Origin of the sequence: Kitasatospora sp. MAA4 (genome assembly GCF_029893355.1) — a bacterium.
In the GTDB taxonomy this organism is placed as follows: Bacteria; Actinomycetota; Actinomycetes; order Streptomycetales; family Streptomycetaceae; genus Kitasatospora.
The window spans coordinates 63,932-89,358 of sequence record NZ_JARZAI010000005.1; the positions used below are offsets into that span (position 1 = coordinate 63,932).

Annotated in this window: 25 protein-coding genes; 9 read left to right on the forward strand and 16 right to left on the reverse strand. The window is 72.8% G+C overall.

The window, feature by feature from the left end:
• Positions 1-7 precede the first annotated feature (7 nt).
• Together P3T37_RS08690 and P3T37_RS08695 are read right to left on the reverse strand one after the other, a co-directional pair.
• Positions 8-1,222, reverse strand: coding sequence for an acetyl-CoA C-acetyltransferase (locus tag P3T37_RS08690; protein ID WP_280722894.1), 1,215 nt, complete (start codon positions 1,220-1,222; stop codon positions 8-10).
• Entirely contained in the window at positions 1,219-2,382 is a 1,164-nt protein-coding gene (locus P3T37_RS08695) for a CaiB/BaiF CoA-transferase family protein (RefSeq protein WP_280722895.1), read from the reverse strand. Before P3T37_RS08695 ends, P3T37_RS08690 begins: the two co-directional genes overlap by 4 nt.
• A 182-nt stretch (positions 2,383-2,564) precedes the next feature.
• Between P3T37_RS08695 and P3T37_RS08700 the strand changes: the two genes are divergently transcribed.
• Positions 2,565-3,215 (forward strand): Pr6Pr family membrane protein, encoded by a 651-nt coding sequence (locus tag P3T37_RS08700; RefSeq protein WP_280722896.1) that lies wholly within the window; start codon positions 2,565-2,567, stop codon positions 3,213-3,215.
• Here P3T37_RS08700 and P3T37_RS08705 read toward each other — a convergent pair.
• Together P3T37_RS08705 and P3T37_RS08710 are read right to left on the reverse strand one after the other, a co-directional pair.
• Complete coding sequence (locus tag P3T37_RS08705) at positions 3,212-3,583, reverse strand: hypothetical protein (RefSeq protein ID WP_035805209.1); 372 nt, start codon at positions 3,581-3,583, stop codon at positions 3,212-3,214. The two genes, P3T37_RS08700 and P3T37_RS08705, sit on opposite strands and share 4 nt — an antisense overlap.
• Positions 3,583-3,810, reverse strand: a complete 228-nt coding sequence (locus tag P3T37_RS08710) for a hypothetical protein (RefSeq protein WP_280722897.1) — start codon at positions 3,808-3,810, stop codon at positions 3,583-3,585. Before P3T37_RS08710 ends, P3T37_RS08705 begins: the two co-directional genes overlap by 1 nt.
• A 135-nt stretch (positions 3,811-3,945) precedes the next feature.
• Here P3T37_RS08710 and P3T37_RS08715 point away from each other — a divergent pair, with 135 nt between their 5' ends.
• Both P3T37_RS08715 and P3T37_RS08720 read left to right on the forward strand, forming a co-directional pair.
• Complete coding sequence (locus P3T37_RS08715; RefSeq protein WP_280722898.1) at positions 3,946-4,488, forward strand: SigE family RNA polymerase sigma factor; 543 nt, start codon at positions 3,946-3,948, stop codon at positions 4,486-4,488.
• A 55-nt stretch (positions 4,489-4,543) separates the two neighbouring features.
• Complete coding sequence (locus P3T37_RS08720) at positions 4,544-5,878, forward strand: hypothetical protein (protein ID WP_280722899.1); 1,335 nt, start codon at positions 4,544-4,546, stop codon at positions 5,876-5,878.
• Between the two features lie 60 nt (positions 5,879-5,938).
• Here P3T37_RS08720 and P3T37_RS08725 read toward each other — a convergent pair whose 3' ends face one another.
• Positions 5,939-7,552 (reverse strand): ABC-F family ATP-binding cassette domain-containing protein, encoded by a 1,614-nt coding sequence (locus P3T37_RS08725; protein WP_280722900.1) that lies wholly within the window; start codon positions 7,550-7,552, stop codon positions 5,939-5,941.
• A gap of 294 nt (positions 7,553-7,846) precedes the next feature.
• Here P3T37_RS08725 and P3T37_RS08730 point away from each other — a divergent pair, with 294 nt between their 5' ends.
• The 3 genes from P3T37_RS08730 to P3T37_RS08740 are packed head-to-tail and all read left to right on the forward strand — an operon-like array spanning position 7,847 to position 10,862.
• Positions 7,847-9,484 (forward strand): ABC-F family ATP-binding cassette domain-containing protein, encoded by a 1,638-nt coding sequence (locus P3T37_RS08730; RefSeq protein ID WP_280722901.1) that lies wholly within the window; start codon positions 7,847-7,849, stop codon positions 9,482-9,484.
• Between the two features lie 60 nt (positions 9,485-9,544).
• The gene (locus P3T37_RS08735; RefSeq protein ID WP_280722902.1) at positions 9,545-10,219 is read left to right on the forward strand and encodes a nitroreductase family protein; all 675 of its coding nucleotides are present in this window, start codon (positions 9,545-9,547) and stop codon (positions 10,217-10,219) included.
• 52 nt (positions 10,220-10,271) lie between these two features.
• Positions 10,272-10,862, forward strand: coding sequence for a GNAT family N-acetyltransferase (locus P3T37_RS08740; RefSeq protein ID WP_280722903.1), 591 nt, complete (start codon positions 10,272-10,274; stop codon positions 10,860-10,862).
• 12 nt (positions 10,863-10,874) lie between these two features.
• On the opposite strand, the gene ligA is transcribed toward P3T37_RS08740, so the two are convergent.
• Together ligA and P3T37_RS08750 are read right to left on the reverse strand one after the other, a co-directional pair.
• Positions 10,875-12,881, reverse strand: a complete 2,007-nt coding sequence (gene ligA / locus P3T37_RS08745; protein WP_280722904.1) for an NAD-dependent DNA ligase LigA — start codon at positions 12,879-12,881, stop codon at positions 10,875-10,877.
• Positions 12,882-12,902: 21 nt separating this feature from the next.
• On the reverse strand, positions 12,903-14,543 hold the full coding sequence (locus tag P3T37_RS08750; RefSeq protein ID WP_280722905.1) for an acyl-CoA dehydrogenase family protein: 1,641 nt from the start codon (positions 14,541-14,543) through the stop codon (positions 12,903-12,905).
• 99 nt (positions 14,544-14,642) lie between these two features.
• Between P3T37_RS08750 and P3T37_RS08755 the strand changes: the two genes are divergently transcribed.
• Positions 14,643-15,200: an NUDIX domain-containing protein gene (locus P3T37_RS08755; RefSeq protein ID WP_280722906.1), complete on the forward strand. Its 558-nt coding sequence runs from the start codon at positions 14,643-14,645 to the stop codon at positions 15,198-15,200.
• 57 nt (positions 15,201-15,257) lie between these two features.
• Here P3T37_RS08755 and P3T37_RS08760 read toward each other — a convergent pair whose 3' ends face one another.
• Positions 15,258-17,570, reverse strand: coding sequence for a Tex family protein (locus P3T37_RS08760; protein WP_280723140.1), 2,313 nt, complete (start codon positions 17,568-17,570; stop codon positions 15,258-15,260).
• Positions 17,571-17,736: 166 nt separating this feature from the next.
• On the opposite strand from P3T37_RS08760, the gene P3T37_RS08765 reads away from it, so the two are divergent.
• A complete protein-coding gene (locus tag P3T37_RS08765) occupies positions 17,737-18,120 on the forward strand; it encodes a PPOX class F420-dependent oxidoreductase (protein ID WP_280722907.1) in 384 nt (127 codons plus the stop codon).
• A gap of 7 nt (positions 18,121-18,127) precedes the next feature.
• On the opposite strand, the gene P3T37_RS08770 is transcribed toward P3T37_RS08765, so the two are convergent.
• A complete protein-coding gene (locus tag P3T37_RS08770) occupies positions 18,128-18,574 on the reverse strand; it encodes a MarR family winged helix-turn-helix transcriptional regulator (RefSeq protein WP_280722908.1) in 447 nt (148 codons plus the stop codon).
• Between the two features lie 91 nt (positions 18,575-18,665).
• Here P3T37_RS08770 and P3T37_RS08775 point away from each other — a divergent pair, with 91 nt between their 5' ends.
• Complete coding sequence (locus tag P3T37_RS08775; protein WP_280722909.1) at positions 18,666-19,040, forward strand: cupin domain-containing protein; 375 nt, start codon at positions 18,666-18,668, stop codon at positions 19,038-19,040.
• Here the strand turns inward: P3T37_RS08775 and P3T37_RS08780 are convergent.
• The 7 genes from P3T37_RS08780 to P3T37_RS08810 are packed head-to-tail and all read right to left on the reverse strand — an operon-like array spanning position 19,018 to position 25,385.
• A complete protein-coding gene (locus P3T37_RS08780) occupies positions 19,018-20,235 on the reverse strand; it encodes an MFS transporter (protein WP_280722910.1) in 1,218 nt (405 codons plus the stop codon). The two genes, P3T37_RS08775 and P3T37_RS08780, sit on opposite strands and share 23 nt — an antisense overlap.
• A gap of 48 nt (positions 20,236-20,283) precedes the next feature.
• Positions 20,284-21,081: an SGNH/GDSL hydrolase family protein gene (locus tag P3T37_RS08785; RefSeq protein ID WP_280722911.1), complete on the reverse strand. Its 798-nt coding sequence runs from the start codon at positions 21,079-21,081 to the stop codon at positions 20,284-20,286.
• A gap of 51 nt (positions 21,082-21,132) precedes the next feature.
• Entirely contained in the window at positions 21,133-22,101 is a 969-nt protein-coding gene (locus tag P3T37_RS08790; RefSeq protein WP_280722912.1) for an ABC transporter substrate-binding protein, read from the reverse strand.
• A gap of 37 nt (positions 22,102-22,138) precedes the next feature.
• On the reverse strand, positions 22,139-22,906 hold the full coding sequence (locus P3T37_RS08795; protein ID WP_280722913.1) for an amino acid ABC transporter ATP-binding protein: 768 nt from the start codon (positions 22,904-22,906) through the stop codon (positions 22,139-22,141).
• Complete coding sequence (locus P3T37_RS08800; RefSeq protein WP_280722914.1) at positions 22,903-23,787, reverse strand: amino acid ABC transporter permease; 885 nt, start codon at positions 23,785-23,787, stop codon at positions 22,903-22,905. The genes P3T37_RS08795 and P3T37_RS08800 overlap by 4 nt, the downstream gene beginning before the upstream one ends.
• A gap of 8 nt (positions 23,788-23,795) precedes the next feature.
• Positions 23,796-24,851 carry an LLM class flavin-dependent oxidoreductase gene (locus tag P3T37_RS08805; protein WP_280722915.1) on the reverse strand — a complete coding sequence of 352 codons (1,056 nt, stop codon included), beginning with the start codon at positions 24,849-24,851 and terminating at the stop codon, positions 23,796-23,798.
• A 12-nt stretch (positions 24,852-24,863) separates the two neighbouring features.
• Positions 24,864-25,385 (reverse strand): flavin reductase family protein, encoded by a 522-nt coding sequence (locus P3T37_RS08810; protein ID WP_280722916.1) that lies wholly within the window; start codon positions 25,383-25,385, stop codon positions 24,864-24,866.
• Positions 25,386-25,427 lie beyond the last annotated feature (42 nt).

The following is a 25,427-nucleotide window of genomic DNA, read 5'->3' on the forward strand; positions in this document are numbered from 1 at the left end:
GGGAGGATCAGGCGAGGCGCTCGACGACGGTGGCGACGCCCATGCCGCCGCCGACGCACAGGGTGACCAGTCCGTAGCGCAGGTCGCGCCGCTCCAGCTCGTCGATCAGGGTGCCCAGGATCATCGCGCCGGTGGCGCCCAGCGGGTGGCCGAGCGCGATCGCGCCGCCGTTGACGTTCACCTGGTCGTGCCGGAAGCCGAGTTCGCGCATGAAGCGCAGCACGACCGAGGCGAAGGCCTCGTTGATCTCGACCAGGTCGATGTCGGCCGCGGTCAGGCCCGCCTTGGCCAGCGCCTTGCGGGCCGCGGGGGCCGGGCCGGTGAGCATGATGGTGGGCTCGGAGCCGGAGACCGCCGCCGAGACGATCCGGGCGCGCGGGCGCAGCCCGTAGCGCTCGCCGACCTCGCGCGAGCCGATCGCCACCAGCGCGGCGCCGTCCACGATGCCGGAGGAGTTGCCGGCCGTGTGGACGTGGTCGATGCTCTCCACCCAGTGGTACTTCTGCAGCGCGACGGCGTCGAACCCGCCCGCCTCGCCGATCCCGGCGAAGGCGGGCTTGAGGCCGCCCAGGGTCTCCACCGTGGTGCCGGGGCGCAGGTACTCGTCGCGGTCCAGCACGACCAGGCCGTTGCGGTCCCTGACCGGGACCACCGAGCGGTCGAAGAGGCCGTCCGCCTGGGCCTTGCCGGCGCGCGCCTGCGACACGGCGGCGAAGGCGTCCACGTCGGCGCGGGAGAGGCCCTCGATGGTGGCGATCAGGTCCGCGCCGATGCCCTGCGGGACGAAGCCGGACTCGTAGTTGGTCATCGGGTCCATCGCCCAGGCGCCGCCGTCCGAGCCCATCGGCACCCGGGACATCGACTCCACGCCGCCGGCCAGCACCAGATCCTCCCAGCCCGAACGGACCTTGGCCGCAGCCAGGTTGACGGACTCCAGGCCGGAGGCGCAGAACCGGTTCAGCTGCACGCCGGCCACCGTGTCGGGCAGGCCGGCGGCGACGGCCGCGATCCGGGCGATGTCGGAGCCCTGGTCGCCGAGCGGGCTGACCACGCCGAGCACCACGTCGTCGATCGCGGAGGGATCCAACTCAGGCATCCGGCTGCGGAGTTCGTGGATCAGGCCGACCACGAGGTCGACCGGCTTGGTGCCGTGCAGGGAACCGTTCCTGCCACGGCCGCGCGGCGTGCGGATCGCCTCGTAGACGTACGCTTCGGTGCTCACGATGACTGCCTCTCCGGGGAGTTGGTCGTACGGTCGAGGTTGGTCGTACGGTCGAGTTCTGGCAGACCCCAGTCGCGGGCCACCTCGGCGGTGTCCGCGCCGGGGCGTGCGGGTGGCAGGCGCAGCGCGCCGGGGGTGGCCGAGAAGCGCGGGGCCGGCGCGGGCTGGGTGACGCCGTCCACCCGGGGGTAGGTTCCGCGGGCCACCAGGTGCGAGTGGGCGGCGGCTTGACGCAGCGTCAGGACGGGTGCCACGCAGGCGTCAGTGCCGGCGAACACGGCGGTCCACTCGGCCGTGCTGCGGGTGGCGAAGCGCAGCGCGATCCGGGCCCGCAACTCGGGCCAGCGGGCCGTCTCGTACTGGCCGGGGGCGTCGTCGCCGAGCTCCAGCAGCCGGGCGAACTCCGCGTAGAACTGCGGTTCCAGCGCGCCGACCGCGAAGTGGCCGCCGTCCGAGGCCTGGTAGACGGCGTAGCAGGGCGCGCCGCCGTCCAGCAGGTTGACGCCCCGGCGGTCCTGCCAACTGCCCTGCGCCAGCAGGCCCCAGAACAGCGTGCCGAGGTGGGCGGCGCCGTCCACGATCGCGGCGTCCACCACCTGGCCGGCACCGGTGGTCCGGGCGTGCTGAAGGGCGGCGAGCAGGCCGACGGCGAGGTAGAGCGAGCCGCCCGCGTAGTCGCCGAGCAGGTTGACGGGTATCGCCGGCGGGCCGTCGGCCGGGCCGACCATACCGAGCAGCCCGCTCAGCGCGGTGTAGTCGATGTCGTGGCCGGCGCTGGCGGCCAGCGGGCCGTCCTGCCCCCAGCCGGTCATCCGGCCGTAGACCAGCGCGGGGTTTCGGGCCAGGCAGGCGTCCGGGCCGACGCCCAGGCGCTCGGCGACGCCCGGCCGGTACCCCTCGATCAGCAGGTCGGCCCGCTCGGCCAGCGCGAGCACCAGCTCCGGCCCGTCCGGCGCCTTGAGGTCGACCAGGACGGAGCGTTTGTTGCGGTTGGTGAGGTCGAGCGCCGGATCCCCGGCGAGCGGGGACGGACCGGGCCGGTCGACCCGGACCACGTCCGCCCCGAGGTCGCCGAGCAGCATGGCCGCGAACGGGCCCGGCCCGATCCCGGCCAGCTCCAGCACTCTCACTCCGGCCAGCGGGCCGGTCGGCGGTACCACCTGAGTCGTCTCCTCCAGAGCGTGACAGTGGAGCTGTAACACTCGCGATGGTATGCCGGTGACCCGCCGGTAACAAGGGCGTCCCGCCGGGCACTCGAAGGAGAGCGGAACGACCGACTCCACTCCCTGGCTACCCGCGGGTAGAGTGCAGCATTCGACCCGTACGACGAACTGGTGAGCACATGGCAGTCTGGACCCGACCCGCCCTCTGGTGGCGGCTGGCCATCGTCCTCTCCTCCGGGCTCGGACTGATCACCGGCACCGGTTCGCTGGTGTACTTCACGGTCGAGAGCAACGTCATCGTGCTCGGCTACTTCGCCGCGGCGGTCTACTGGATGACCAAGCGGGCCACCGTGGACGCCCCGGCGCCCCGGCTGCGCGGCGCGGCCACGCTGTACATCCTGATCACCGGCCTGGTCGCACACATCCTGCTCAACCACGGCGCCAACCCGCTGCCGGGTCTGGTCTCGGGGCCGGACCGGCTGCAGAACTGGTCCTCGTTCTTCCTGCACTACGTCTCGCCGGTGATGGTGGTGCTGGACTGGATCGTCCTGCGGCCGCGCAACGCCTCGCGCTGGAAGGACCTGCCGCTCTGGCTCTCCTTCCCGCTCGGCTACGCCCTGGTGACCGAGCTGCGGGCCGCGCTCTTCCCCCAGTTCCCGAACAAGTACCCGTACTTCTTCCTCGACCCGAGCCGGAACGGCTACGGCTGGGTGTGGCTGCAGATTGCGCAGCTCACCGTCGAGTTCGTCGTGCTCGCCTCGGTCGTGGTGGGCCTGGACCGGCTCGGTACCGCCGTCCGGACCAGGCTCCTGAAGCCTGCGGAAGCCTAGATCCGCCAGGAACGGATCCGGTCGGCCGCCGCGAAGACGTCCGCCTTGGTGTCCGCCACGTCGCGGGCCAGCTCGACCAGGGCGCCGTACGGCGGGTCGATGCCCTCCTTGGCGGCGTGCATGTACGCGGCGGTCGCCATACAGGCGTAGAGGTTGTTGCGGACCGGCAGCGGCCGCAGCAGCACGATGGTGTGCATCAGCGCGGCCGCGCACCACGCCGGGTCGGCGTCATGGCCGAGCTGCGCGGTGTTCACCCGGTGCCGGGCGACGGCGGCCTGAAGGGCCGAGTAGTCGCGGACGCTGAGGTCCTCCGGCGAGGCCTGCTCCTGGACGTCCAGGAGCCAGCGGATGTCGACGTGCAGGATCATCAGGCCGCACTGCGCTTCGCGGCAGGGGCGTCCTCCGGGAAGGCCGCGTCGAACTCCTCCAGGTGCGCGTTCCAGAACGCCACCGCGTGGTTGACGAACGTCCGGCGCTGCTGCTCGCGCACGCTGAGGTCGTGCACATAGGCCTTGACGCTCTTGCCGTCGGCCGCCGCCGCCTCGCGGATCGCGGCCAGTTCGGTCTCCGTGTACTCGATGTTGAGAGCTGGCATGCCGCCAGGGTACCGGACAGGTACCGCCTCCGGGAGGCCGCTCGGGAAGCACTCGAACAGATCCCGAAATCCACCTGCAACAGCACCTGCAACAGCACCTGCAACAGCACCGACCACTCACGGCGTTACTCGGACATGGAACACACCGCGACCACCGACTCGGCGCCACCAGGCCCGCTGGACTTCCTGGATTTCGCCGCCGCACGCGGGGGCCAACTGTTCAAGACCGCCTACCTGCTGACCGGCGGTGACAGCCACCTCGCGGAGGACCTGGTGCAGGAGGCGCTCAGCCGGATGTACGTCCGCTGGCGCCGGCTCTCGCGGCTGGAGAACCCGGCCGGCTACGCGCAGACCGTCCTGGTCAACACGTTCTTGTCCTGGCGGCGCAGGCGCAGCAGCACCGAGCGGGTGACCTACGAGTTCCCCGACATCGCCATCAACGACACCGACCCCACTCTGCGCCTCGCTCTCCTCCAGGCCCTGGCCGACGTCTCGCCGCAGGACCGCGCGGTTCTGGTGCTGCGCTTCTGGGAGGACCGCAGCGTCGAGGAGACCGCGGTCGCCCTGCGCCTGACCGCCACCGCGGTGCGCTCGCGCAGCCATCGGGCGCTGGCCCGGATGCGCGCCCTGCTCGGCGACAGCCTTGCCGAACCCGAACCCGAACGCACCGCGCGCTGATCCGCAGCTCGGCGCCCCTGCACAGCCGCAACCACCAAGGAAACGGTGCTCTGCCATGCCCATTGACGAGTCTTCGGACGACCCCTTCGAGAACGCCTTCGCCCTGGCCCTGCGCACGGCGGCCGACGTCTCCCCCGCGCGCGGCACCGAGGCCCTGGCGCTCGGCGCGGCCCGGCGCGGACAGCGCCGCAAGCGGCGCCGCAACGCCCTCGCCGGGGCCGGTGCCCTGGTCGTGCTGGTCGCCGGCGCCGGCGCGCTGACCGGCTGGGCCGATCCGGGCGGCGCGACCCGGGTGACCAGCCCGGCCACCACCTCCAGCCCGCCGCCCGCCGCGACGACCCCCACGGCCACCCTGCCCGCCGCACCCATCAGTGACGCGCAGCTGCTGACCCTCTTCAAGGCGCAGCTGCCAGCCACCTGGTCCCTCAGCGAGGCGACGAGCCACGGCACCGAGCCCGATCCGCAGCACACCGCGGTGGGCACCCTCGCCTCCGCCACGGTCGACGACGGCCACGGGAAGTCCTATGTCCAGATCGATTTCCAGCGTCTCTCCACCCCCGTGAACATGAACGCGGACTGGACTCAGTGCCCGGACAGGACGGATGAGCCGTTCACCGTGTGCAGCCGCACGACCCGCCCGGACGGCTCCACGCTGCTCGTCCTCCAGCGCTACGACCGCCCCGACCGCCGGGACGGCATCAAGCGCTGGTCCGCCCAGCTGCTGCGCCCGGACGGGACCGGGCTGACCCTCGTCGAGTCCAACACGCCGACCAACTCCAGCTACCAGGTCACCCGCGCGGATCCGCCGCTGACCGCGGACCGACTCGCCGCGATCGCCACCGACCCGAGCTGGAACCAGGTGATGGCCGCGATGCCCGCGCCGTACGTTCCGCCGTCGGGCCTCTACACCGGCAGCGACCCGATGCGGCAGAACTTCAACTGGCCCCCGACCGACAAGATCCTCGCCACCGCTGCCCCCCTGCTGCCCGCCGGCCTGACCGAGGCGGACACCGCCGGCAGTACCGACACGGCCCACTTCACGGTGGACGACGGCCACGGAAAGAGCCTGGTCGAGGTCACCGTCCAGGACTGGAGCATCTTCAAGGCGGGTGTCAGCAGCGGCGCCGACATCCCCGTCAACTTCCAGGGCGCCACCGTGCTGCCGGACGGCACCCAGGTGCTGCGCACCAGCGAGAAGGACTACGGCGGTGAGCCGGGCCTGGTCCGCAACACCGTGGACATCCTGCGCACCGACCACCTGCGGATCCTCGTGCAGGCGTTCAACGCCACCTCGCAGGCCCTCGCGCCGACCCGGGCGCTGCCCACCCTGACGCTCGACCAGCTCCAGGCGCTGGCCACCAGCGCGAGTTGGGAGAACGCCAAGAGCTGAGGCCTGGCCCGGGCCTCCCGCACAGGGGAGGGGAGGCCCGGGCCGCCTCCTACCGTGGAGCTACTGCGGATCCACCGGGTGCAGCCCGTCCTCGTCCAGGCTGAGCCAGCGGGTGATGCCGAGGCCGCGCAGGAACGGCAGGTCGTGGCTGGCCACGACCAGCGCGCCCTGGTACGACTCCAGTGCCTGGGTGAGCTGGCGGGTGCTCGCGAGGTCGAGGCTGTTGGTCGGCTCGTCGAGCAGCAGCAGCTGCGGCGCCGGGTCGGCCAGCAGCAGAGCCGCCAGGGTGGCCCGGAACCGCTCGCCGCCCGAGAGCGTGCCGGCCGGCTGGTCGGCCCGGGCGCCGCGGAACAGGAAGCGGGCCAGCCGCGCCCGCACCAGGTTGTCGCCGTGCGCGGGCGCGAACGCCTTGACGTTGTCGACCACGCTCAGCGCGTCGTCCAGCAGGTCGAGGCGCTGCGGCAGGTGGCGCAGCGCCACCGGGGTGGTGAGTTCGCCCTCCAGCGCCGGGAGTTCACCCGCGATGGTGCGCAGCAGGGTGGACTTGCCGGCGCCGTTGCGCCCGATCAGCGCGACCCGCTCCGGGCCGCGCAGCTGGAGCTTGACGCTCGGCCCGTACGCCGGGCGGACCCGGTCCAGGATCAACACCGTGCGCCCGGCCGGGACTTCGGTGCGCGGAAGGTCGATCCGGATCTCCGCGTCGTCGCGCACCGCCTCCTCGGCCGCCGTCAGTCGCCCGCGGGCGTCCTCCAGCCGCTCGGTGTGCATGCCGCGCACCCGCCCGGCGGTCTCCTCGCCCTGCCGCTTGAGCTTGCCCGAGATGATCTTCGGGTCGTTCCGCTGGTCGGAGCGCTTCTTGCCGTAGCGCGCGCTGCGCTCCAGCTTGATCCTGGCGTCCGCCAAGTCCCGTTTCTGGCGCTCGACATCGGCCTCGGCGTTGCGCAGGGCGCGCTCGGCCGTCTCCTGCTCGGCCGCCAACACCCGTTCGTAGGCAGCGTAGTTGCCGCCGTACCAGGTGACGCCGCCGTCCCGCAGGTCGGCGATCTGGTCGACGTGGGCCAGGAGTTCGCGGTCGTGGCTGACCACCACCAGCACGCCGGTGAAGCTCCGCACGGCCTCGTAGAGGCGGGCGCGAGCGGACAGGTCCAGGCTGTTGGTCGGCTCGTCCAGCAGCAGGATGTCCGGGCGCTCCAGCAGCAGCGCCGCCAGGCGCAGCAACACCACCTCACCGCCGGAGAGTTGACCGGTGGTCCGGTCGAGCTCGAGGGCGTCCAGGCCGAGCCGGTCCAGGGTCGCGCGGGCCCGTTCCTCGACGTCCCAGTCGTCCCCGAGGACGGTGAAGTGCCGCTCGTCGGCGTCGCCGGACTCGATCGCGTGCAGCGCCCGCCGCCGCTCGCGGATCCCGAGCGCCTCGTCGACCCTCAGTGTGGTGTCGAGCGCGATGTCCTGCGGCAGGTAGCCGACCTGGCCGGCCACCCGGACGGTGCCGAAGGTGGGCGTCAGCTCGCCCGAGAGCAGGCGCAGCAGCGTCGACTTGCCGGCGCCGTTGAGCCCGATCAGGCCGGTGCGGCCGGGGCCGACCGCGAGGTGGAAGCGGTCCAGGACGGTCCTGCCGTCGGGCCACTCGAAGCTCAGGTCGGTGCAGAGGACGGAGGTGGTGGTAGCCGATGCCATGGATGGCCTCCTGCGTGGTTGCTCGGAAAGGGCGGACGGCAACAACGGGAGAACACCGCGGGAGGACGTGCGGATGTGACGGGAAGGGTCCAGCGGACGGGCGTCACACCGAGGTCGAACAGCACGCTCCATAACCACCGCGCGGGGACTCAGCGCGGCGAGCGGTGTCTCGTGACCTCAGTAGAGCAACGGCCTTCTCCTGTTCCGGTGAACCAACGGGCACCACGGTAGGGCGGCCTCGCGGGACCGCGCAAAGTATTTTCCGGGCCGGGAGCCAACTAGGATCGAGCCATCATGAGTGCCACTCTCGTAACCAAGGATCTGAGCGCCGGCCACGGCGACCGCACCCTCTTCACCGGCCTTGACCTGGTCGTCGCCCCCGGCGAGGTGACCGGTCTGGTCGGCGTGAACGGCGCGGGAAAGTCGACGCTGCTGCGCCTGCTGGCCGGTCTCGACCAGCCCGAGGGCGGCTCGATCGCGCTCAGTCCGCCGTCCGCCACGGTCGGCCACCTGCCGCAGGAGCCGGACCGCCGTCCGGGTGAGTCGGTCCGGGAGTTCCTGGCCCGGCGCACCGGCGTGGCGGCCGCCCAGGCGGCCCTGGACGAGGCGACCGCGGGCCTGGTGGAGGGCCGTCCGGGCGCCGACGACGCGTACGCCGACAGCCTGGACCGCTGGCTCAACCTGGGCGGAGCGGACCTGGAGGAGCGGGCCGAGGAGGTCGCCGACTCGCTCGGCCTCAAGGTGAGCCTGGACCTGCCGATGACCGCGCTCTCCGGTGGCCAGGCCGCCCGCGCGGGCCTGGCCTCGCTGCTGCTCTCGCGCTACGACGTCTTCCTGCTCGACGAGCCGACCAACGACCTGGACCTGGACGGCCTGGCCCGCCTGGAGTCCTTCGTCACCGGGCTGCGCGCCGGCACCGTGGTGATCAGCCACGACCGCGAGTTCCTGGCCCGGACGGTCACCCGGGTCCTGGAGCTGGACCTCGCCCAGCAGCAGATCCGGCTGTACGGCGGCGGCTACGAGTCCTACCTCGCCGAGCGTGAGCGCGCCCGCACGCACGCCCGCGAGGAGTACGAGGAGTACGCCGACACCAAGGCGAGCCTGGAGGCCCGCTCCCGGATGCAGAAGGGCTGGGCGGACAAGGGCGTGCGCAACGCGCTCAAGAAGAGCCCGGACAACGACAAGAACCGCAAGGCCGCGGCCCTCTCCTCCTCCGAGAAGCAGGCCGCCAAGGCCAAGCAGACCCAGCGCATGATCGAGCGCCTGGACGTGGTGGAGGAGCCGCGCAAGGAGTGGGAGCTGCGGATGGAGATCGCCGCCGCCCCGCGCTCCGGCTCGGTGGTCGCCACGCTGCGACAGGCCGTCGTGCGACTCGGCGACTTCGTCTTCGGTCCGGTGGACCTGCAGATCGACTGGGCCGACCGGGTGGCCATCACCGGCGCCAACGGCTCGGGCAAGTCCACGCTGCTGGCCGCTCTCCTCGGGCGGCTCGAACTCGACTCCGGCCAGGCCTCGTTGGGATCCGGCGTGGTGGTCGGCGAGGTGGACCAGGCACGCGGCCTGTTCCTCGGCGGCGAGCCGCTGATGGAGGCCTTCGGCGCGGCCGTACCCGAGCTGAACGAGGCCGATCTGCGCACCCTGCTGGCCAAGTTCGGGCTCAAGGCGGCGCACGTGCTGCGGCCCGCGGCCACCCTGTCGCCCGGTGAGCGGACCCGGGCGGCGCTCGCTCTGCTCCAGGCCCGCGGGGTCAACCTGCTGGTCCTGGACGAGCCGACGAACCACCTGGACCTGGCCGCCATCGAGCAGCTGGAGTCGGCGCTGGCCGGCTACACCGGGACGCTGCTGCTGGTCACCCACGACCGGCGGATGCTGGAGGCGGTCTCGGTGAACCGCCGGATCGCGGTCGAGGGCGGCCGGGTCACCGAACTGTAGTTCCCAGTGGTCTGAACCACCCTCTTCCCTGCCGCGCGGTCATGTGCTGTGCTGTCGACCATGGTTGACAGCACAGCGGCCGCGACGGACCACCCGACCGTCCCGCTCCGCCCGATGACGGTGCCCGCCCACGAGGCCGAGGCCCGCAGCAGGACCTTCCACCAGGTGATGGCCCAGCGCCGGACCGTCCGCGACTACTCGACCCGCCCGATCCCGGACGGGGTGATCGACTGGGCCGTCCGGACCGCCGCCACCGCGCCGAGCGGGGCACACGTCCAGCCCTGGCGCTTCGTGGTGATCACCGACCCCGAGCGCAAGCGCGCGCTGCGCGAGGCCGCCGAGGCGGAGGAGCGCGAGTTCTACGCCCACCGCGCCTCCGAGGAGTGGCTGGCGGCGCTGGCCCCGATCGGCACCGACTGGCGCAAGCCGTTCCTTGAGGACGCGCCGGCCGTGATCGTGGTCTTCGAGGTGCACAAGGGCCCGCAGTCGCCGCGGCCGTACTACACCAAGGAGTCGGTGGGCATCGCCGTCGGTCTGCTGCTGGCGAGCCTGCACCAGGCGGGCCTGGCCACCCTCACCCACACGCCGAGCCCGATGCGCTTCCTCAACGAGGTCTGCGAACGCCCCGCCGAGGAGCGGGCCTCGTACGTCATCCCGGTCGGCTACCCGGCCGAGGACGCCCGGGTTCCCGACCTGCACCGCAAGGGGCTGGAGGAGGTCCTGATACGCCTGTGACACCCGAGGAATCCCCTGGTCAGCGGCCTGACCGGGTGCCATCATGCTTGTCATGAACCGCACTCTGGACGAGACCGTCCCACCCCTGCCCGCCGGCGTACGCCCTCCGGAGCGGCTCGACCTGCCGGGCGGCGTCTCGCTGCACCGGCGCGCCCCCGCCCACGCCGGCCCGATGAACGCCGCGGTGACCCGCAACCTGGAGCACCTGCGGCCGTGGATGCCCTGGGCGGGGTCGGCGCCGACGATGGAGGAGAGCCGGGAGATCGCGCAGAGCGGATGGCAGGCCTGGGCGGACGGCACCGACTTCCTGTACGTCGCCGGGCTGGAGGGCGAACCGGACGTCATCGTCGGCGCGTTCGGGCTGCACGGCCGGATCGGCCCGGGCGCCCTGGAGATCGGCTACTGGGTGGACTTCGACCACACCGGCCGCGGCATCGCCACCCAGGCGGCGGCGGCGCTCACCACCGCCGCCCTGGAGCTGCCCGGCATCCACCGCGTCGAGATCCGCTGCGACGAGTCGAACGCGGCCAGCGCCGCCGTCCCGCGCAGGCTCGACTACCGCCTCGACCGGATCCAGCAGGACGCCCCGATCACCGCCCCCTCCGAGACCGGCCGCAAGCTGATCTGGGTCAAGGAGGCGTAGGGCCGTAGGGAGCTACGCCAGGAACTCGCCGACCAGCGCGGCGAACTCCTCGGGCGTCAGCACCTGGATCCCCAGCTGCTCCGCCTTGGCCCGCTTCGAGCCGGCCTTCTCCCCCGCCACCAGCATCGCCGTCCGCGCGGAGACCGAGGAGGAGGCCGTGCCGCCGGCGCGCTCGACCAGCTCGTTCACCGCCGTGCGGGAGAGCTGGGCGAGTGCGCCGGTCATCGTGCCGGTGACCACCACCGCCTGGCCCGCCAGCGGGCCCGGCTGCTCCACCACCGCTACCTCGGGAGCAGCACCACCGGTCACCCCGGCGGCCGCCAACTTGTCTAGTACCTCGGAGAGTTCGGTGAGTTCCTCGACCACCAGCGCGGCCTTCTCGGCGCCGATCCCGGCCACCTGCGCGTACTGCTCGGCGTCCGCCGCCCGGATCGCCGCCATCGTGCCGAAGTGCCGCGCGATCCGCCGCGACATCGAGCGGCCCGTCCCGCGCACCCCCAGCGCGCAGAACACCTTGCCCAGCGGCTGCCGCCTGGCCTGCTCGATCGCGACCAGCAGGTTGTCGGCGCTGACCTCGCCCATCCGGTCCAGGCTCAGCAACTGCTCGCGGGTGAGGGTGAAGAGGTCGGCGAAGTCCGCCACCAGCCCTGCCTCGACGAGCTGGACCGCCCTGGTGCCGCCGAGGCCGGCGATGTCCAGCTGGTCGCGCCCGACCGCGTAGCGCACCGAGGCGACCGCCTGGCAGCTGCGGCCGCGCACGCACCGCCAGCGCTGCTGGGTGGTGTCGACGGCGTCCCCGCAGCACGGGCAGACGGCCGGGAACTCGATCGGCTGCTCCTCGCCGGTCCGCAGGTGGACGAGCGGCGCCTCGACCCGCGGGATCACGTCGCCCGCGCGGTAGAGCGAGACCTGGTCGCCCAGCATCAGGCCGCGCCGCGCGATGTCGGCGGGGTTGTGCAGGGTCGCATAGCGGACCGTCGCGCCGTCCACCACCACCGGCTCCAGCACCGCGCGCGGCGCGATCACGCCCGTCCGTCCGACGTTCCACTCCACCGCGAGCAGCCGGGTGATCCGGTGCGCGGCGGGCAGCTTGTACGCGACCGCCCAGCGCGGTGCGCGGGAGCCGGACCCGGCCGCCTCCTGGTCCGCGGCGGCGTCCGCCTTCACCACGATCCCGTCGATGCCGTACGGGAGTTCGGGGCGGGCGGCGGCGATCTCGGCGATCCGCTGCTGCACCTCCTCGACGCCTGCGCAGTGCCGCACCGCCGCCGTGGCCGCGCCCAGTTCGGCGATCCGGGCGATCACCTCGTGGTGCGGTCCGGCCAGGCCGGGCGCCGCGTACCCGAAGAAGCTCAGCTCCACCCGGTAGGGGCGGTCCTTGGCGCGCAGGGTGCCCGCCGCGCCGTTGCGCGGGTTGGCGAACGGGGTCGCGCCGTGCTCCGCGCGGGTGGCGTTGGCGCGCTCGAACTGCTCGTCGGTCAGCAGGACTTCACCGCGCAGCTCGATGTCGATCGGCTCGCCGAGCAGCGCGGGCAGGCCGAGCACGCTGCCCGCGGCGTGCGTGATGTCCTCGCCCGCCAGACCGTCCCCGCGGGTGACCAGCTGGACCAGGTGCCCGCCCCGGTAGTGGGCGGCCACCGCCAGACCGTCCAACTTCGGCTCCACCGACCAGCCGCCGGCCACCGGGCGGCCGAGCCGGCGCTCCAGCGAGGCCACCCAGGCCGCCAGCTCCTCGGGCGAGAAGACGTTGTCCAGGCTGAGCATCGGCACGCTGTGCGGCACGTCGCCGGAGACCGTGCCGCCCGCCACCCGCCCGGTCGGCGAGAGCGGCAGCACGGCCTCCGGGTGCGCCGCCTCGAAGGCGGCGATGGCCCGCACGAGCGCGTCGTACTCGTCGTCGTCCAACGCGGTCGCGCCGTCGGTGTAGTACGCCTTCGCCGCCTGGGCGGCGTCGGCGACGGCCTGGGCGTAGGCAGCAGGGGACAGCGAAAGGGTGGCTTCTGAGGTCATGTCGAACATTCTCGCGACCCCCACTGACAGTCAGGCCCGGTTCGGAACCATCTGCGCCCGGGACAGGATCGCCTCGGTGTCGACGCCCGAGGGCAGGGTGCCGAACGCGCCGCCGTGGTCGCCGGCGAGCCGCGAGGCGCAGAACGCGTCGGCCACCGCCGGGTCACCGTGGCGCACCAGCAGGGAGCCCTGCAGGGCCAGCGCCATCGACTCCACCAGCCGCCGGGTGCGGTACTCGACGTCCGCCAGGTCGCCCAGCTGCTTGCGCAGTTCGGCCACCGACGCGTCCAGCCGGCGGTCCGCGCCGGCGGCCGCGTCGACCTCGGCGAAGTAGGCGTCCAGCGACTGCGGGCTGCGCGCCATCGCCCGCAGCGCGTCCAGCGCGGCGACGTTGCCCGAGCCCTCCCAGATCGAGACCAGCGGCGCCTCGCGGTAGAGCCGCGGCATCCCCGACTCCTCGACGTAGCCGTTGCCGCCCAGGCACTCCAGCGCCTCGGCCGCGTGCGCCGGACCGCGCTTGCAGACCCAGTACTTGGAGACCGCGAGCCCGAGCCGCTTGAAGAGCGCCTCGCCCTCCTCGCCCGCCACCGCCCGGTCGGTCGCCTCGGCCAGCCGCAGCGCCACCGTGGTGGCCGCCTCGGACTCCACCACCAGGTCGGCCAGCACGTTGCGCATCAGCGGCTGGTCGATCAGTGCGGCGCCGAACGCCCGCCGGTGGGTGGCGTGCTGGACGGCCCGCAGGGCGCCGAGCCGCATCCCGGAGGCGGCCCCCAGGGTGCAGTCCAGCCGGGTCATGTTGACCATCTCGATGATGGTCGGCACCCCGCGCCCCTCCTCGCCGACCAGCCAGCCCACCGCGCCGTCGTACTCCAGCTCGGCGGAGGCGTTGGAGCGGTTGCCCAGCTTGTCCTTGAGCCGCTGGACGTACAGCGCGTTGCGCGAGCCGTCCGGCAGCACCCGGGGCAGCAGGAAGCAGCTCAGGCCGCCGGGCGCCTGGGCGAGGGTGAGGAAGACGTCCGACATCGGGGCCGAGGTGAACCACTTGTGGCCGGTGAGCCGGTAGGTGCCGTCGGCGGCCGGGACGGCGGTGGTGGTGTTGGCCCGGACGTCCGAGCCGCCCTGCTTCTCGGTCATCGACATGCCGGCGATCAGCCCGCGCTTGCCGTGCGGCTCGCGCAGCCCGAAGTCGTACTGCGTGGAGGCCAGCAACGGCTCCAGCCACTGCGCGAGTTCGGGCGTCGCGCGGAGCGCCGGGACGGAGGCGTAGGTCATCGAGATCGGGCAGCTGTGCCCGGCCTCGACCTGGCCCCACAGGTAGAACTTGGCCGCGCGGGCGGTGTGCGCGCCGGGGCGCGGGTCCTGCCAGGGCGCGGCGTGCATGCCGTGGCCGACCGCGACGCCCATCAGCTCGTGCCAGGCGGGGTGGAACTCCACCTCGTCGATCCGGTTCCCGAAGCGGTCGTGGGTGTGCAGCACCGGCTCGTTCTCGTTGGCCAACCGGCCCCACTCGGCGGCCTGTTCGCTGCCGGCCAGCGCGCCGAGCTCACGCAGCTCGGGCTCCACCCAGTCCGCGCCGGCCCGGCGCAGGGCGGCGAGCAGCGCCGGATCCTCGGCGGTGTTGTGGCCGTAGGGCAGCGGGACCTGGTTGGTGACCTCGTGCGTGCGTGCCATGACTGTCTCCCTACTCGCGGGTAATGTACCCGCCCAGCCTGCCGCATGGGTCCGCGGAATGGGAGGGGGCTCAACCTGTCCAGGGCCTAGGATCATGCGATGACGGAAACCACCGACCTCACGCAGCACGCCAGTGGCCGTTACCCGCTCCTCTTCGCGCCGCAGCGATGGGAGTGGGGCGGCATGGACGCCCAGTTCTCGGACCGACTGCCGCCGGACGAACTCATCACCAACATCCACCTGGTGGGGTTCGCCGACGAGTTGGTGGTGCTCTGCCGGGACGCCCGCGACCACTGGTTCCTGCCGGGCGGGACGCGCGAGCCGGCCGAGGGCATCGAGTCCTGCCTGACCCGCGAGCTGCGCGAGGAGGCCGGCGCGCGGATGCTGACCGCACCGGCCTGGATCGGCGCGCACCGCTGTGTGACGGACCGTCCGACGCCCTACCGGCCGTGGCAGCCGCACCCCGAGAAGGCCTGGCTCTGGGGCTGGGCGGAGGTGGTGGTGGACTCCGCGCCGACCAACCCGGACGACGGCGAGGAGGTCGTGGAGGTCCGCGCGGTGCCGCTCGCCGAGGCCTGCGAGCTGCTCACCCGCGGGCGCGAGCCGTGGTGGGCCGAGCTGGTGACCTTCGCGGCCGAGCAGCGGGCCGCTCACTGACCCGGCGGCGGGGGCGTGGAAAGTCGACAGAGCCGACTTTCCACGCCGTCACAGCTGCTACTTCGTCAGCCCCGCACGCCGCAGCGCGTCGGCCATCGCACTGTTGCCTGCTGCGGGGGCCTGCGCGGCTCCGCCACCGCCACCACGCCGGTCCTGCCGCGGCGGACGCGCGGTGCGGTCGGCACGCTCCGAGCGCTCCGGGCGAGGCGCCCGCTCGACCTCGTCGTCCAGCCGCAGCGTCAGCCCGATCCGCTTGCGCGCCACGTCCACCGAGACGACCCGCACCTTGACCACGTCGCCCGACTTGACCACCTCGCGCGGGTCCTTGACGAAGTTCTTCGACAGCGCGGACACGTGCACCAGGCCGTCCTGGTGCACGCCGACGTCGACGAACGCGCCAAAGGCGGCGACGTTGGTCACCACACCCTCCAGCACCATGCCGGCCTCCAGGTCGCCGATCTTGTCGACGCCCTCCTTGAAGGTCGCGGTCTTGAACGCCGGACGCGGGTCGCGCCCCGGCTTGTCCAGCTCGCCGAGGATGTCGGTGACGGTCGGGATACCGAAGGTCTCGTCCGCGAACTCGGACGGACGCAGCGCCCGCAGCGCAGCGCCGTTGCCGATCAGGTCCTTGACCGAGCCGCCGGTCGAGGCCAGGATCCGGCGCACCACGGGGTACGCCTCCGGGTGCACGCTGGAGGCGTCCAGCGGGTCGTCGCCGCCGGGGATCCGCAGGAAGCCCGCGCACTGCTCGAACGCCTTCGGGCCCAGCCGCGCCACGTCCTTGAGCGCCCGCCGGGTGCGGAACGGGCCGTTGGCGTCGCGGTGCGCCACGATGTTGTCGGCGAGCGTGGCGGTGACGCCGGAGACCCGGGTGAGCAGCGGCGCGGAGGCGGTGTTGACGTCCACGCCCACCGCGTTGACGCAGTCCTCGACCACCGCGTCCAGCGACCGCGAGAGCTTCAACTCGCTGAGGTCGTGCTGGTACTGGCCGACGCCGATGGACTTGGGGTCGATCTTCACCAGCTCGGCCAGCGGGTCCTGGAGCCGCCGCGCGATCGAGACCGCGCCGCGGATCGAGACGTTGAGCTCCGGCAGCTCCTGCGAGGCGAAGGCGGAGGCCGAGTAGACCGAGGCACCGGCCTCCGAGACGATCGCCTTGGTGAGCTTCAGCTCCGGGTGGCGCTTGATCAGGTCCTCGGCCAGCTTGTCGGTCTCGCGCGAGGCGGTGCCGTTGCCGATCGAGATCAGGTCCACCCGGTGCTTGGCCGCCAGCGCCGCCAGGGTGGCGAGCGAGGCGTCCCACTTGTTGGCGGGCTGGTGCGGGTAGATCGTGTCGTGCGCGACCACCTTGCCGGTGTCGTCCACGATCGCGACCTTGACGCCGGTGCGGAAGCCCGGGTCCAGGCCCATCGTGGCGCGGGTGCCGGCCGGGGCGGCGAGCAGCAGGTCGCGCAGGTTGGCGGCGAAGACCTTGACCGCCTCGTCCTCGGCCTCCTGGCGAAGCCGGGTGCGCAGGTCGATGCCGAGCCGCACCAGGATCCGGGTGCGCCAGGCCCACCGCACGCTGTCGCCGAGCCACTTGTCGGCCGGGCGGCCGCGGTCGGCGATGCCGAAGCGCGCGGCGATCCGCTGCTCGTAGTCGCTCTCGCCGGGCAGGTCGGCCTCCTGTGCGCCGTCGAACGGCGACAGGTCGAGGTCGAGCACCTCCTCCTTCTCGCCGCGCAGCATCGCCAGGATGCGGTGCGAGGGGAGCTTGGTGAACGGCTCGGCGAAGTCGAAGTAGTCGGCGAACTTGGCGCCCTCCTGCTCCTTGCCGGCCCGCACGGTGGCGACCACCCGCCCGCGCGTCCACATCCGCTCGCGCAGCGTGCCGATCAGGTCGGCGTCCTCGGCGAACCGTTCCACCAGGATGGACCGGGCGCCCTCCAGCGCGGCGGCGGCGTCGGCCACCTGCTCGTTCAGGAAGGTCGCGGCCAGCGCGGCCGGGTCCTGCGAAGGGTCCGTCAGCAGCTGCTCGGCGAGCGGCTCCAGGCCGGCCTCGCGGGCGATCATCGCCTTGGTGCGCCGCTTGGGCTTGAACGGGAGGTAGATGTCCTCCAGCCGGGCCTTGGAGTCGGCGGCCAGGATCTGCGCGCGCAGCGCGTCGTCCAGCTTGCCCTGGCCCGCGATGGACTCCAGGACGGCGCTGCGCCGCTCCTCCAACTCGCGCAGGTAGCGCAGCCGCTCCTCCAGGGTGCGCAGCTGGGTGTCGTCGAGTTCGCCGGTCGCCTCCTTGCGGTAGCGGGCGATGAACGGCACCGTCGCGCCGCCGTCCAGCAGCTCGACGGCTGCCTTCACCTGACCTTCCCGGACGCCGAGTTCCTCGGCGATCTTCTGCCCGACTGCCCGTTCGGCTGCCTGTGCTGCTTGTGCTGCCTGTTCGGCTGGCGTGCTCACGAAGCCGGTCACCTTCTCCAGAGTTGCTCTCCGCGTACGTTCTGCATTCTGGCAGCTATGTCGGCGCTCCGGGACGGGCACGAGCGCGTACAGTCCGGTCATGGACGAAGCGCTGCTGGACCGGCTGGGTCGCGACAAGTACCTGCTGGTCACCTCCTTCCGCAAGGACGGCTCGCCGGTGGCGACCCCGGTGTGGGTGCTGCGCGACGGCGACGCGCTCGGGGTGTGGACGGCCACCGACTCCTGGAAGGTCAAGCGGATCCGCCGCCGCGCGGACGTCCTGGTCGGCCCGTGCGACATGCGCGGCAGGCCGACCGGCCCGTCGGTGCCGGCCACCGCCGAGGTCCTGGACGCCGCCGGCACCGCGAACTACCGGGTGCTGCTGGCCCGCAAGTACGGCCTGTTCGGGCGGCTGACGATGCTTGGCAGCCGCCTGCGCCGGGGCACCGCGGGCACGGTGGGCATCCGGATCACCCTGACCTAGACCACGGTCACCACAGCGGCCGCAGCCGCCCGGACGGCGCGAGTCGCGCCAGCGTGTCGCGCAGTTCGCGCAGCCGCTGCGGCCCCAACTCGGCCTCCCACGGGCGGACGGCCTCCGCCGCCGCCTCCTCGGCCGCGCGCGTGCAGGCCCAGCCGCGTTCGGTCAGCACGATCAGCCGGGCGCGCGCGTCGGCGGGGTGCGGGTGGCGCTCGACGTAGCCCTTGCCGACCAGCTCCTCGACCAGCTGGCTGGCCGCCTGCTTGGTCACGTCCAGGTGCTCGGCCAGCTCGCCGACGCTCGCGCCGTCGGGCGCGAGCCGCGCGAAGGCGTAGCCGTGCGCCGGGCGCAGGTCCTCGAAGCCGCGCCGCCGTACGCCGTCGTCGATCCGCCGGACCAGGTCGGCGGCCAGGCCCAGGACCAGCGGCGGAAGGCTCAGCGCGAGGTCGTCAGTCATGCCGGAAGTCTGCCAGCCGCTTGACTTTATAGGCAAGCTGCTTGACTATATAGACAAGCAGCTTGCCTACTTACCTCCAAGGAGCCCCGCCATGCCCGTCATCACCCCCGCCGACGCCACCACCCACGACCTGCACAACGCCCGCTTCAGCTCCTACGCCACCCCGACCACCGGCAGCACCGAACTCGCCGCCTGGCAGCTGGAGATCACCGCCGGCAGCGTCGGCGTGCCGCACACCATCACCCGCGAGGAGATCCTGCTCGTCCTCGACGGCGAGCTGCGCGTGTGGATCGACGGCGCCGAGCACACCGCCCGCACCGGCGACGCCGTCCTCGCCCCCACCGGCGCCCTCTTCGCCGTCGACAACCCCGCCGACCGCCCGGCCCGCGCCTGGGTCACCACCTCCGTCGGCCTCCAGGCCCGGCTCGCCGACGGCACCCTCATCACCCCGCCGTGGACCGTCTGAGTACGAGCCCGCTGCCTGCGGCCAGCACCACCACGACGGCCGGCAGCGCCCAGGCCGTGGCCCGCACGCCCCAGCACGCGATGACGTAGCCGCCCAGTGCCGCACCGAGCGGGACGGCACCGCTGGTGATCAGCGACACCAGGCCGACCAGGCGCCCCAGGGCGTCCGGGGGCACTGCACCGATCCGGCCGAGCGTGTTCACCACCGAGACGACCGTGCCGACCGCGCCCACGCCGCACCAGGAGAGGGTCAGCACCACGGGGTTCGCGGTGAGCGCCATCGGGAGGAGCGTGGCGGCCCAGAGCCAGAGCCCGGCCACGAACACCCGGCGCGGCGCGAAGCTCCTGGTGATCCGGGGGGCCAGTGCGGCCCCGACCACGCCGCCCGCTCCGGCGCTCGCCAGGATGATCCCGACCACCCACTCCGGGCGCCCCTCCTGCCGCGACTCCACCATGAGCAGCAGGATGGTGACCTGGAACAGCGCGTTGGTGGCCCCGGTGGCCACCGTGGAGACGGCGACGAAGCGGGACTGCCGGATCCACGAGAAGCCCTCCCGCGCCCGGCTCCGGAACGACTCGGCGCCGGTCGCCGACCGGGCCGCCACCGGGCCGAAGTCGCCCCGCAGCGCGGTGATGGTGCCCAGCGAGAGCAGATAGGAGAGGAAGTTCCCCGCGAACGGGATCCAGCGCGCGAGCTCCAGCAGCGCCGCCGCCAGCACCCGGCCCACCAGGATCGCGGCCGGCTGCTCGGCCTCGTAGAGCGAGAACGCCAGGCCGTACTGCGCTCTGGGCACCAGGTCCCGGATCGCCGCCACCTCGGCCAGGCTGAAGTACGCGAAGAGGACGCCCTCGCAGAGCGCGACCGCCACCAGGACCTCCGGCAGGTCCGCGGCGCCGACCAGGATCCACAGCGCCAGGGTCGCCGAGGTGGCCGCGCCGACCAGTTGGCAGCAGAGCATCGTCCGTCTGCGGTCCGCGTAGTCGGCCACGATCCCGGCGTGGACGTAGAACAGCAGGCTCGGACCGGACGACGCGAAGCTCACCCAGCCGGCCGTGACCGGCGAGCCGGAGACCTCCAGGGCCAGGATCGGATAGGCGATCCTGGCCCCGTAGGTCCCCATCAGCGAAATGCCGTTGCCGCCCCACAGCAGCAGGAAGTTCCGGTCGCGAAGAACACTGGTTCGAGCGATGCCCACAGATCTCCCATCGGCCTCAGACCCTCAGACCCTCGGACGCTCAGACCCTCAGATCGGAAAGCGCTCCAGCGCGGGCCGCTTGGGCGGCCGGCCGTCCCCTGAAGACTTCCCGGTGATCCGCCGCAGCAGCCACGGCCCGACGTGGATCCGCAGCCAGCGCAGATCCGCCCGGAGCTTCACCCCCCGGCCCACCGGGGCGGCGGGCGGCAGCGGTGCACGCCAGTCGAAGACCGCCGGACGCCCCAGCGCCTGGAGCACCGCCTCGGCGACCCGGCGGTGGCCCTCCGGCGACAGGTGCAGCCGGTCCTCGGCCCAGAGCCGGCGGTCGTCGAAGCAGTCGGCGGAGAACAGGTCCACCACCGCGACCCGGGGCCGGGTCCCCAGCCCCTCCACGAACTCCTTCATCCGCAGGATGGCCGGCAGCAGCCGTGCGCTGCCCGCCATTCTGCGGGTCGGATCGGTACTGGTGAAGAGCACCACCGTGCCGCCGGCGGCGAGCAGTTGCTCGGCCGCGGCACCCAGCTTCGCCTCCACGTCGGCGATGTCGCAGCCGGGCCGCAGCACGTCGTTCAACCCGCCGGCCAGCGTCACCAGCTCGGCGCCCAGCGCGACCGCCTCCCCCACCTGCTCCGCGCAGATCTGGCCGATCAGCTTGCCGCGCACCGCGAGGTTGGCGTACCGGAACTCACCGGGCGCCGCCTCCGCCGCCAAGCGGGCGGCCACCCGGTCGGCCCAGCCCCGGAACTGGCCGTCGGGGAGCAGCTCGTCGCACATGCCCTCGGTGAAGGAGTCTCCGACGGCGACCATGCTGCGATAGGACACCGGAGTGTCAGCGGGATAGCTCATACGCCCGACCCTACCGAGGAGTACCCGACTCACTGCGGTGCGGGCGCGGGGTCACGCCGCCGGGGACGCCGGCGGGTCGATCACGGAGCTGGTGATCCCGTTCGCGCCCAGGCCCCACTTGTCCAGGATCCGCCGGTAGGCGCCGTCGGCGATCAGCTCGTTCACCGCGTCCCTGACCGGTCCGGCCAGCGGCGAGCCCTTGGGGAGGGCGAAACCCACGTTGCTGCGGTCGTAGTCGTTGAGGTAGCGCAGCCCGGGCTGCTGGGTGACCGCGTAGCGCAGCACGCTGGCGGTGGTCATCAGGATGTCCACGTGGCCCTGGCGCAGCGCCAGGAAGTGGGCGGCCGCGTCCGAGTAGGTCTCGACCCTGTACGGCGGGCGGCCCTCCTTCGCGCACTCCCCCTGGGCCGCCGCCAGGGTGGCCTCGAAGGTGGTGCCCGCGCCGGTGCCCACCGTCAGCCCGCAGAGCTGGGAGAGCGCGGAGACGGAGTGCAGGCTGCTGTCCTGACGCACCGCGAAGCCGCCGCCGTCGGTCAGGTAGAGGACGAAGTCGACGGCCTGTTCACGGGCCGAGGTGACGGCGAGGTTCGCGGTACCCAGCTGGTAGTGGCCGGCGGCGAGGCCGGTGATCAGGGCGGCGCCGCTGACGGGCTGACGCTCGACGGTCAGGCCGAGCACCTTGGCGACCGCGTCCGCCATGTCGATGTCCACGCCGCGCGGCGGCCCGCCACCCTCGGGGCTGAAGGCGATGGGAGCGATGCCGACGGAGGAGCCGACCGTGAGCTTGCCGGTGGAGCGGACGGCTGCGGGCAGGCGGGCGGCGATCTCGGGGTCCGTCGCGATCGCCGAGACCACGTCCTCGGTGCCGAGCGTCCGGGTGTCCCGGTTCTCCGGCAGGGCGTCGGGCGAGCCACCGCACCCGGCGGCGGCCAGCAGCAGGCAGAGCAGCAGGCCCGCCGCCGCCGCCGTCGGCCGGCGACGAGGGCGGTGGACGGTCCGGGTGCGGCCGCGGGTGGGCATGCGTCCTCCTCAGGAATCGGGGCTCAGGGGTCAGAGCTCAGTGCGGGACGCCGGCAAGGAATCTGGCGGTCCGTTCGCTGGTCGGCGCGTCGAGCACCGCCGACGGTGGACCGCTCTCGACGATGCGGCCCCCGTCCAGCAGCGCGACCTGGTCCGCTACCTCGCGGACGAACCCCATCTCGTGGGTCACCACGAGCATCGTCATCCCGTCGTCCGCCAGGGATCTGATCACCTTCAGCACCTCGCCGACGAGTTCGGGGTCGAGCGCGCTGGTCGGCTCGTCGAAGAGCATCACCCGGGGTGCCATGGCCAGCGCCCGGGCGATGGCGACGCGCTGCTGCTGGCCGCCGGACAGCCGCCCCGGCAGGACGTCCGCCTTGTCCGCCAGGCCGACCCGGTCGAGCAGTTCCCGAGCCTGCCGCTCGGCCTCGCGCCGGGGCGTTCGGCGGACGGCGACCGGCGCCTCCACGATGTTGCGCAGCACGGTCAGGTGCGGGAAGAGCTGGAAGTTCTGGAAGACCATGCCGATCTGGGCGCGCCGGCGTGCGACCACGCGTTCCGGCAGCTCGTAGAGCCGGCCGCCGCGCCAGCCGTGGCCCAGCAGTTCACCGCCGACCAGGATGTGGCCGCGGTCGATCCGCTCCAGGCGGTTGACGCACCGCAGCAGGGTGCTCTTGCCCGAGCCGGAGGGCCCGATCACGCAGGTGACCGTTCCCGGTGGGACGGTGAGGCTGACCCCGTCCAGCACCTGCCGGCCGCCCAGGGCCTTGCCGACCTCGTGGATCTCCACCGCGGCCACCGTCACCGCGGGCTCCGGTGCGCGCCGAAGAACCGTTCCAGGTAGTGCTGGAGCACGCTGAGCACGGTGGTCAGCACGAGGTACCAGAGCGTGGCGACCAGCAGCAGCGGCACCACCAGGTAGTTGCGGTTGTAGACGAGCTGGGTGGCGAACAGCAGGTCCTGGACGGCGATCACGCTGACGATGGAGGTGCCCTTGATCAGCCCGATGACCTGGCTCCCGGCCGGCGGGAGGATCGCCCGCATCGCCTGCGGCAGCACGATCCGCCGCAGGGTCCGGGCCCGGGAGAGCCCGAGCGCCTGGGCCGCCTCGGTCTGCCCGCGGTCCACCGACAGGATCCCGGCGCGCACGATCTCCGCCGCCTGTCCGGCCTCGTGCAGGGTCAACCCGATGACGGCGGCGGCGAATCCGCCGATCAGGTGCCCGGTCGGGAAGCGGACGAACGCCGGCCCGAACGGGACACCCAGCGAGAGCCTCGGATAGAGCAGCGAGAGGTTGTACCAGAAGAGCAGTTGCACCAGCATCGGCACCGAGCGGAACAGCCAGGTGTAGCCGAAGCTCAGCGCGGACAGCACCGGGTTCCCGGACAGCCGCATCACGGCCAGCACGGTGCCGAGCGAGAAGCCGGCGACCAGGGCCACCGCGGTGAGCCACAGGGTGGTCAGCAGGCCCTGGACGATGACGTGCGAGGTGAAGTAGGTCCGGACGACGTCCCAGCGGAAGACCGGGTTGTCGCACAGCGCGTGCAGCGCCATCGCCGCCAGGAGCAGCGCGGCGGCGGCCGCGATCCACCGGCCCGGCCGCGGACGCGGACGGGCGAACGCGGCGTCGGGCACGGCGGGGTGCACGCCGTGCCGCGAGGACCGCACCGCGAGGGACGAGATCATGCCTGCTCCTAGCCGAACGCCGGCAGGACGTGCTCGGCGAAGAGGGTCATCGAGCGGGCGGACTCCTCGTACGGCATGTCGCCCGAGATCACCTGGAGGCTGACGGTGATCTCACCGAACCACTCCCGGATGTCCTCCAGTCGGGCCCGCACCTCGTCCGGCGTCCCCACCAGGGCTTTGCCTTCGGAGAGTTGGCGATCGAAGTCACCGTGGCCGACCCGGTCGACGATCTTCTCGTAGCCCGCGTAGTCGGCGCTGCTGGTGGTGCGCCAGGACGCGACGGCACTCGCCAGGGCGCGGTTGGCCCGCTCGGAGTAGGCGCGGCCGCGCTCGCGGGCCTCCTGCGGGTCGGGCGAGAGGTAGCAGCTGTAGCTCATGTGCACGTCCTCGTCGGTCGGTTGGAAACCCGCGTCGACCGCCGACTTGCGGTAGAGCGCGAGCATGTCCTGGACCTGCTCGCGCTTGTTGATGGACGGGACGAGCATCACCCCGTACCCGTTGCGGCCGGCCGCCTGCGCCGACGCCGGTGTCTTGGCCGTGGCCACCAGGATCCGCGGATGCGGCTGCTGGTACGGCCTGGGCAGCATGGTCACCGGCCCGAAGCGGTGGAAGCGCCCCTCCCAGACCACGTCCTCCTCCTGCCACAACCGGCGGCAGGCCTCGACGCCCTCGTCGAAGCGGGCCCGGCTCTCGTCCATCGACACCTCGAACGCCTCGAACTCGTCCGGCAGGAACGCCCGGCCGAAGCCGACGTCCAGCCGCCCCTTCGAGATGTTGTCCAGCATGGCGAGCTGGCCGGCCAGCTTCAGCGGGTGGGTGAAGGCCGGCAGGACCGCGCCGGTGACCAGGCGGACCCGGTGGGTCCGGGCCGCCGCCGCGGCCAGGAAGGTGACCGGGTCGGGGCTGTAGCCGCCGTACTCGGTGAAGTAGTGCTCCACCGTCTTGATGTGGTGGAAGCCCAGTCGGTCCGCGAGCTCCGCCAGTCGCAGGCACTCGTCGAAGTGCCGACCGGCGGGCTTCTCGGCCGGCCCGACCGTGGGGAAGAAGTTGATGCCGAACTTCATGGGTCCGCCTCGCTAGTCGAACCTGCCGGTCCTCGCCGGCAGGTGCACGGGTGGGGGCCAGGCCTGGTAGGCGCGGCGGTGGTAGATCAGGGTCGAGCGGTCCGACAGCGAAGCGGCCTCGATCCGGCCCAGGAACAGCCGGTGGTCCCCGGCCGGGATCTCGCGGTGGACCACGCACTCGGCACGGGCCGCCGTCCGGTCCGTCAGCAGCGGCGCTCCCCCGGCGTACGGCGACGGCCGCCAGCCGACGCCCGAGAACTTGTCCGGGCCCCGGCCCGCGAACCGCTCGGAGAGCTGCTCACCGTCCTCCGCAAGGAAGTTGACCGCGAACGCGCCGGCCCGCCGGAGCACCGGGAGGGTCCGCGAGTCCTTGTCCACGCAGACCAGCAGCAGCGGCGGGCTCTTGGAGACCGCGCACACCGTGCTGCTGGTGAACCCGTACGGGCGCCCCGCGGCGTCCGCCGCCGTCACCACGGCGACCACCGCCGGCAACGAGCCGAACAGCGCGCGGAACACGTCCTCCTCGACGGCCATCCCGATCCCTCCCCTCGGTGTCGCGGCCCACGCTCGTCGCGG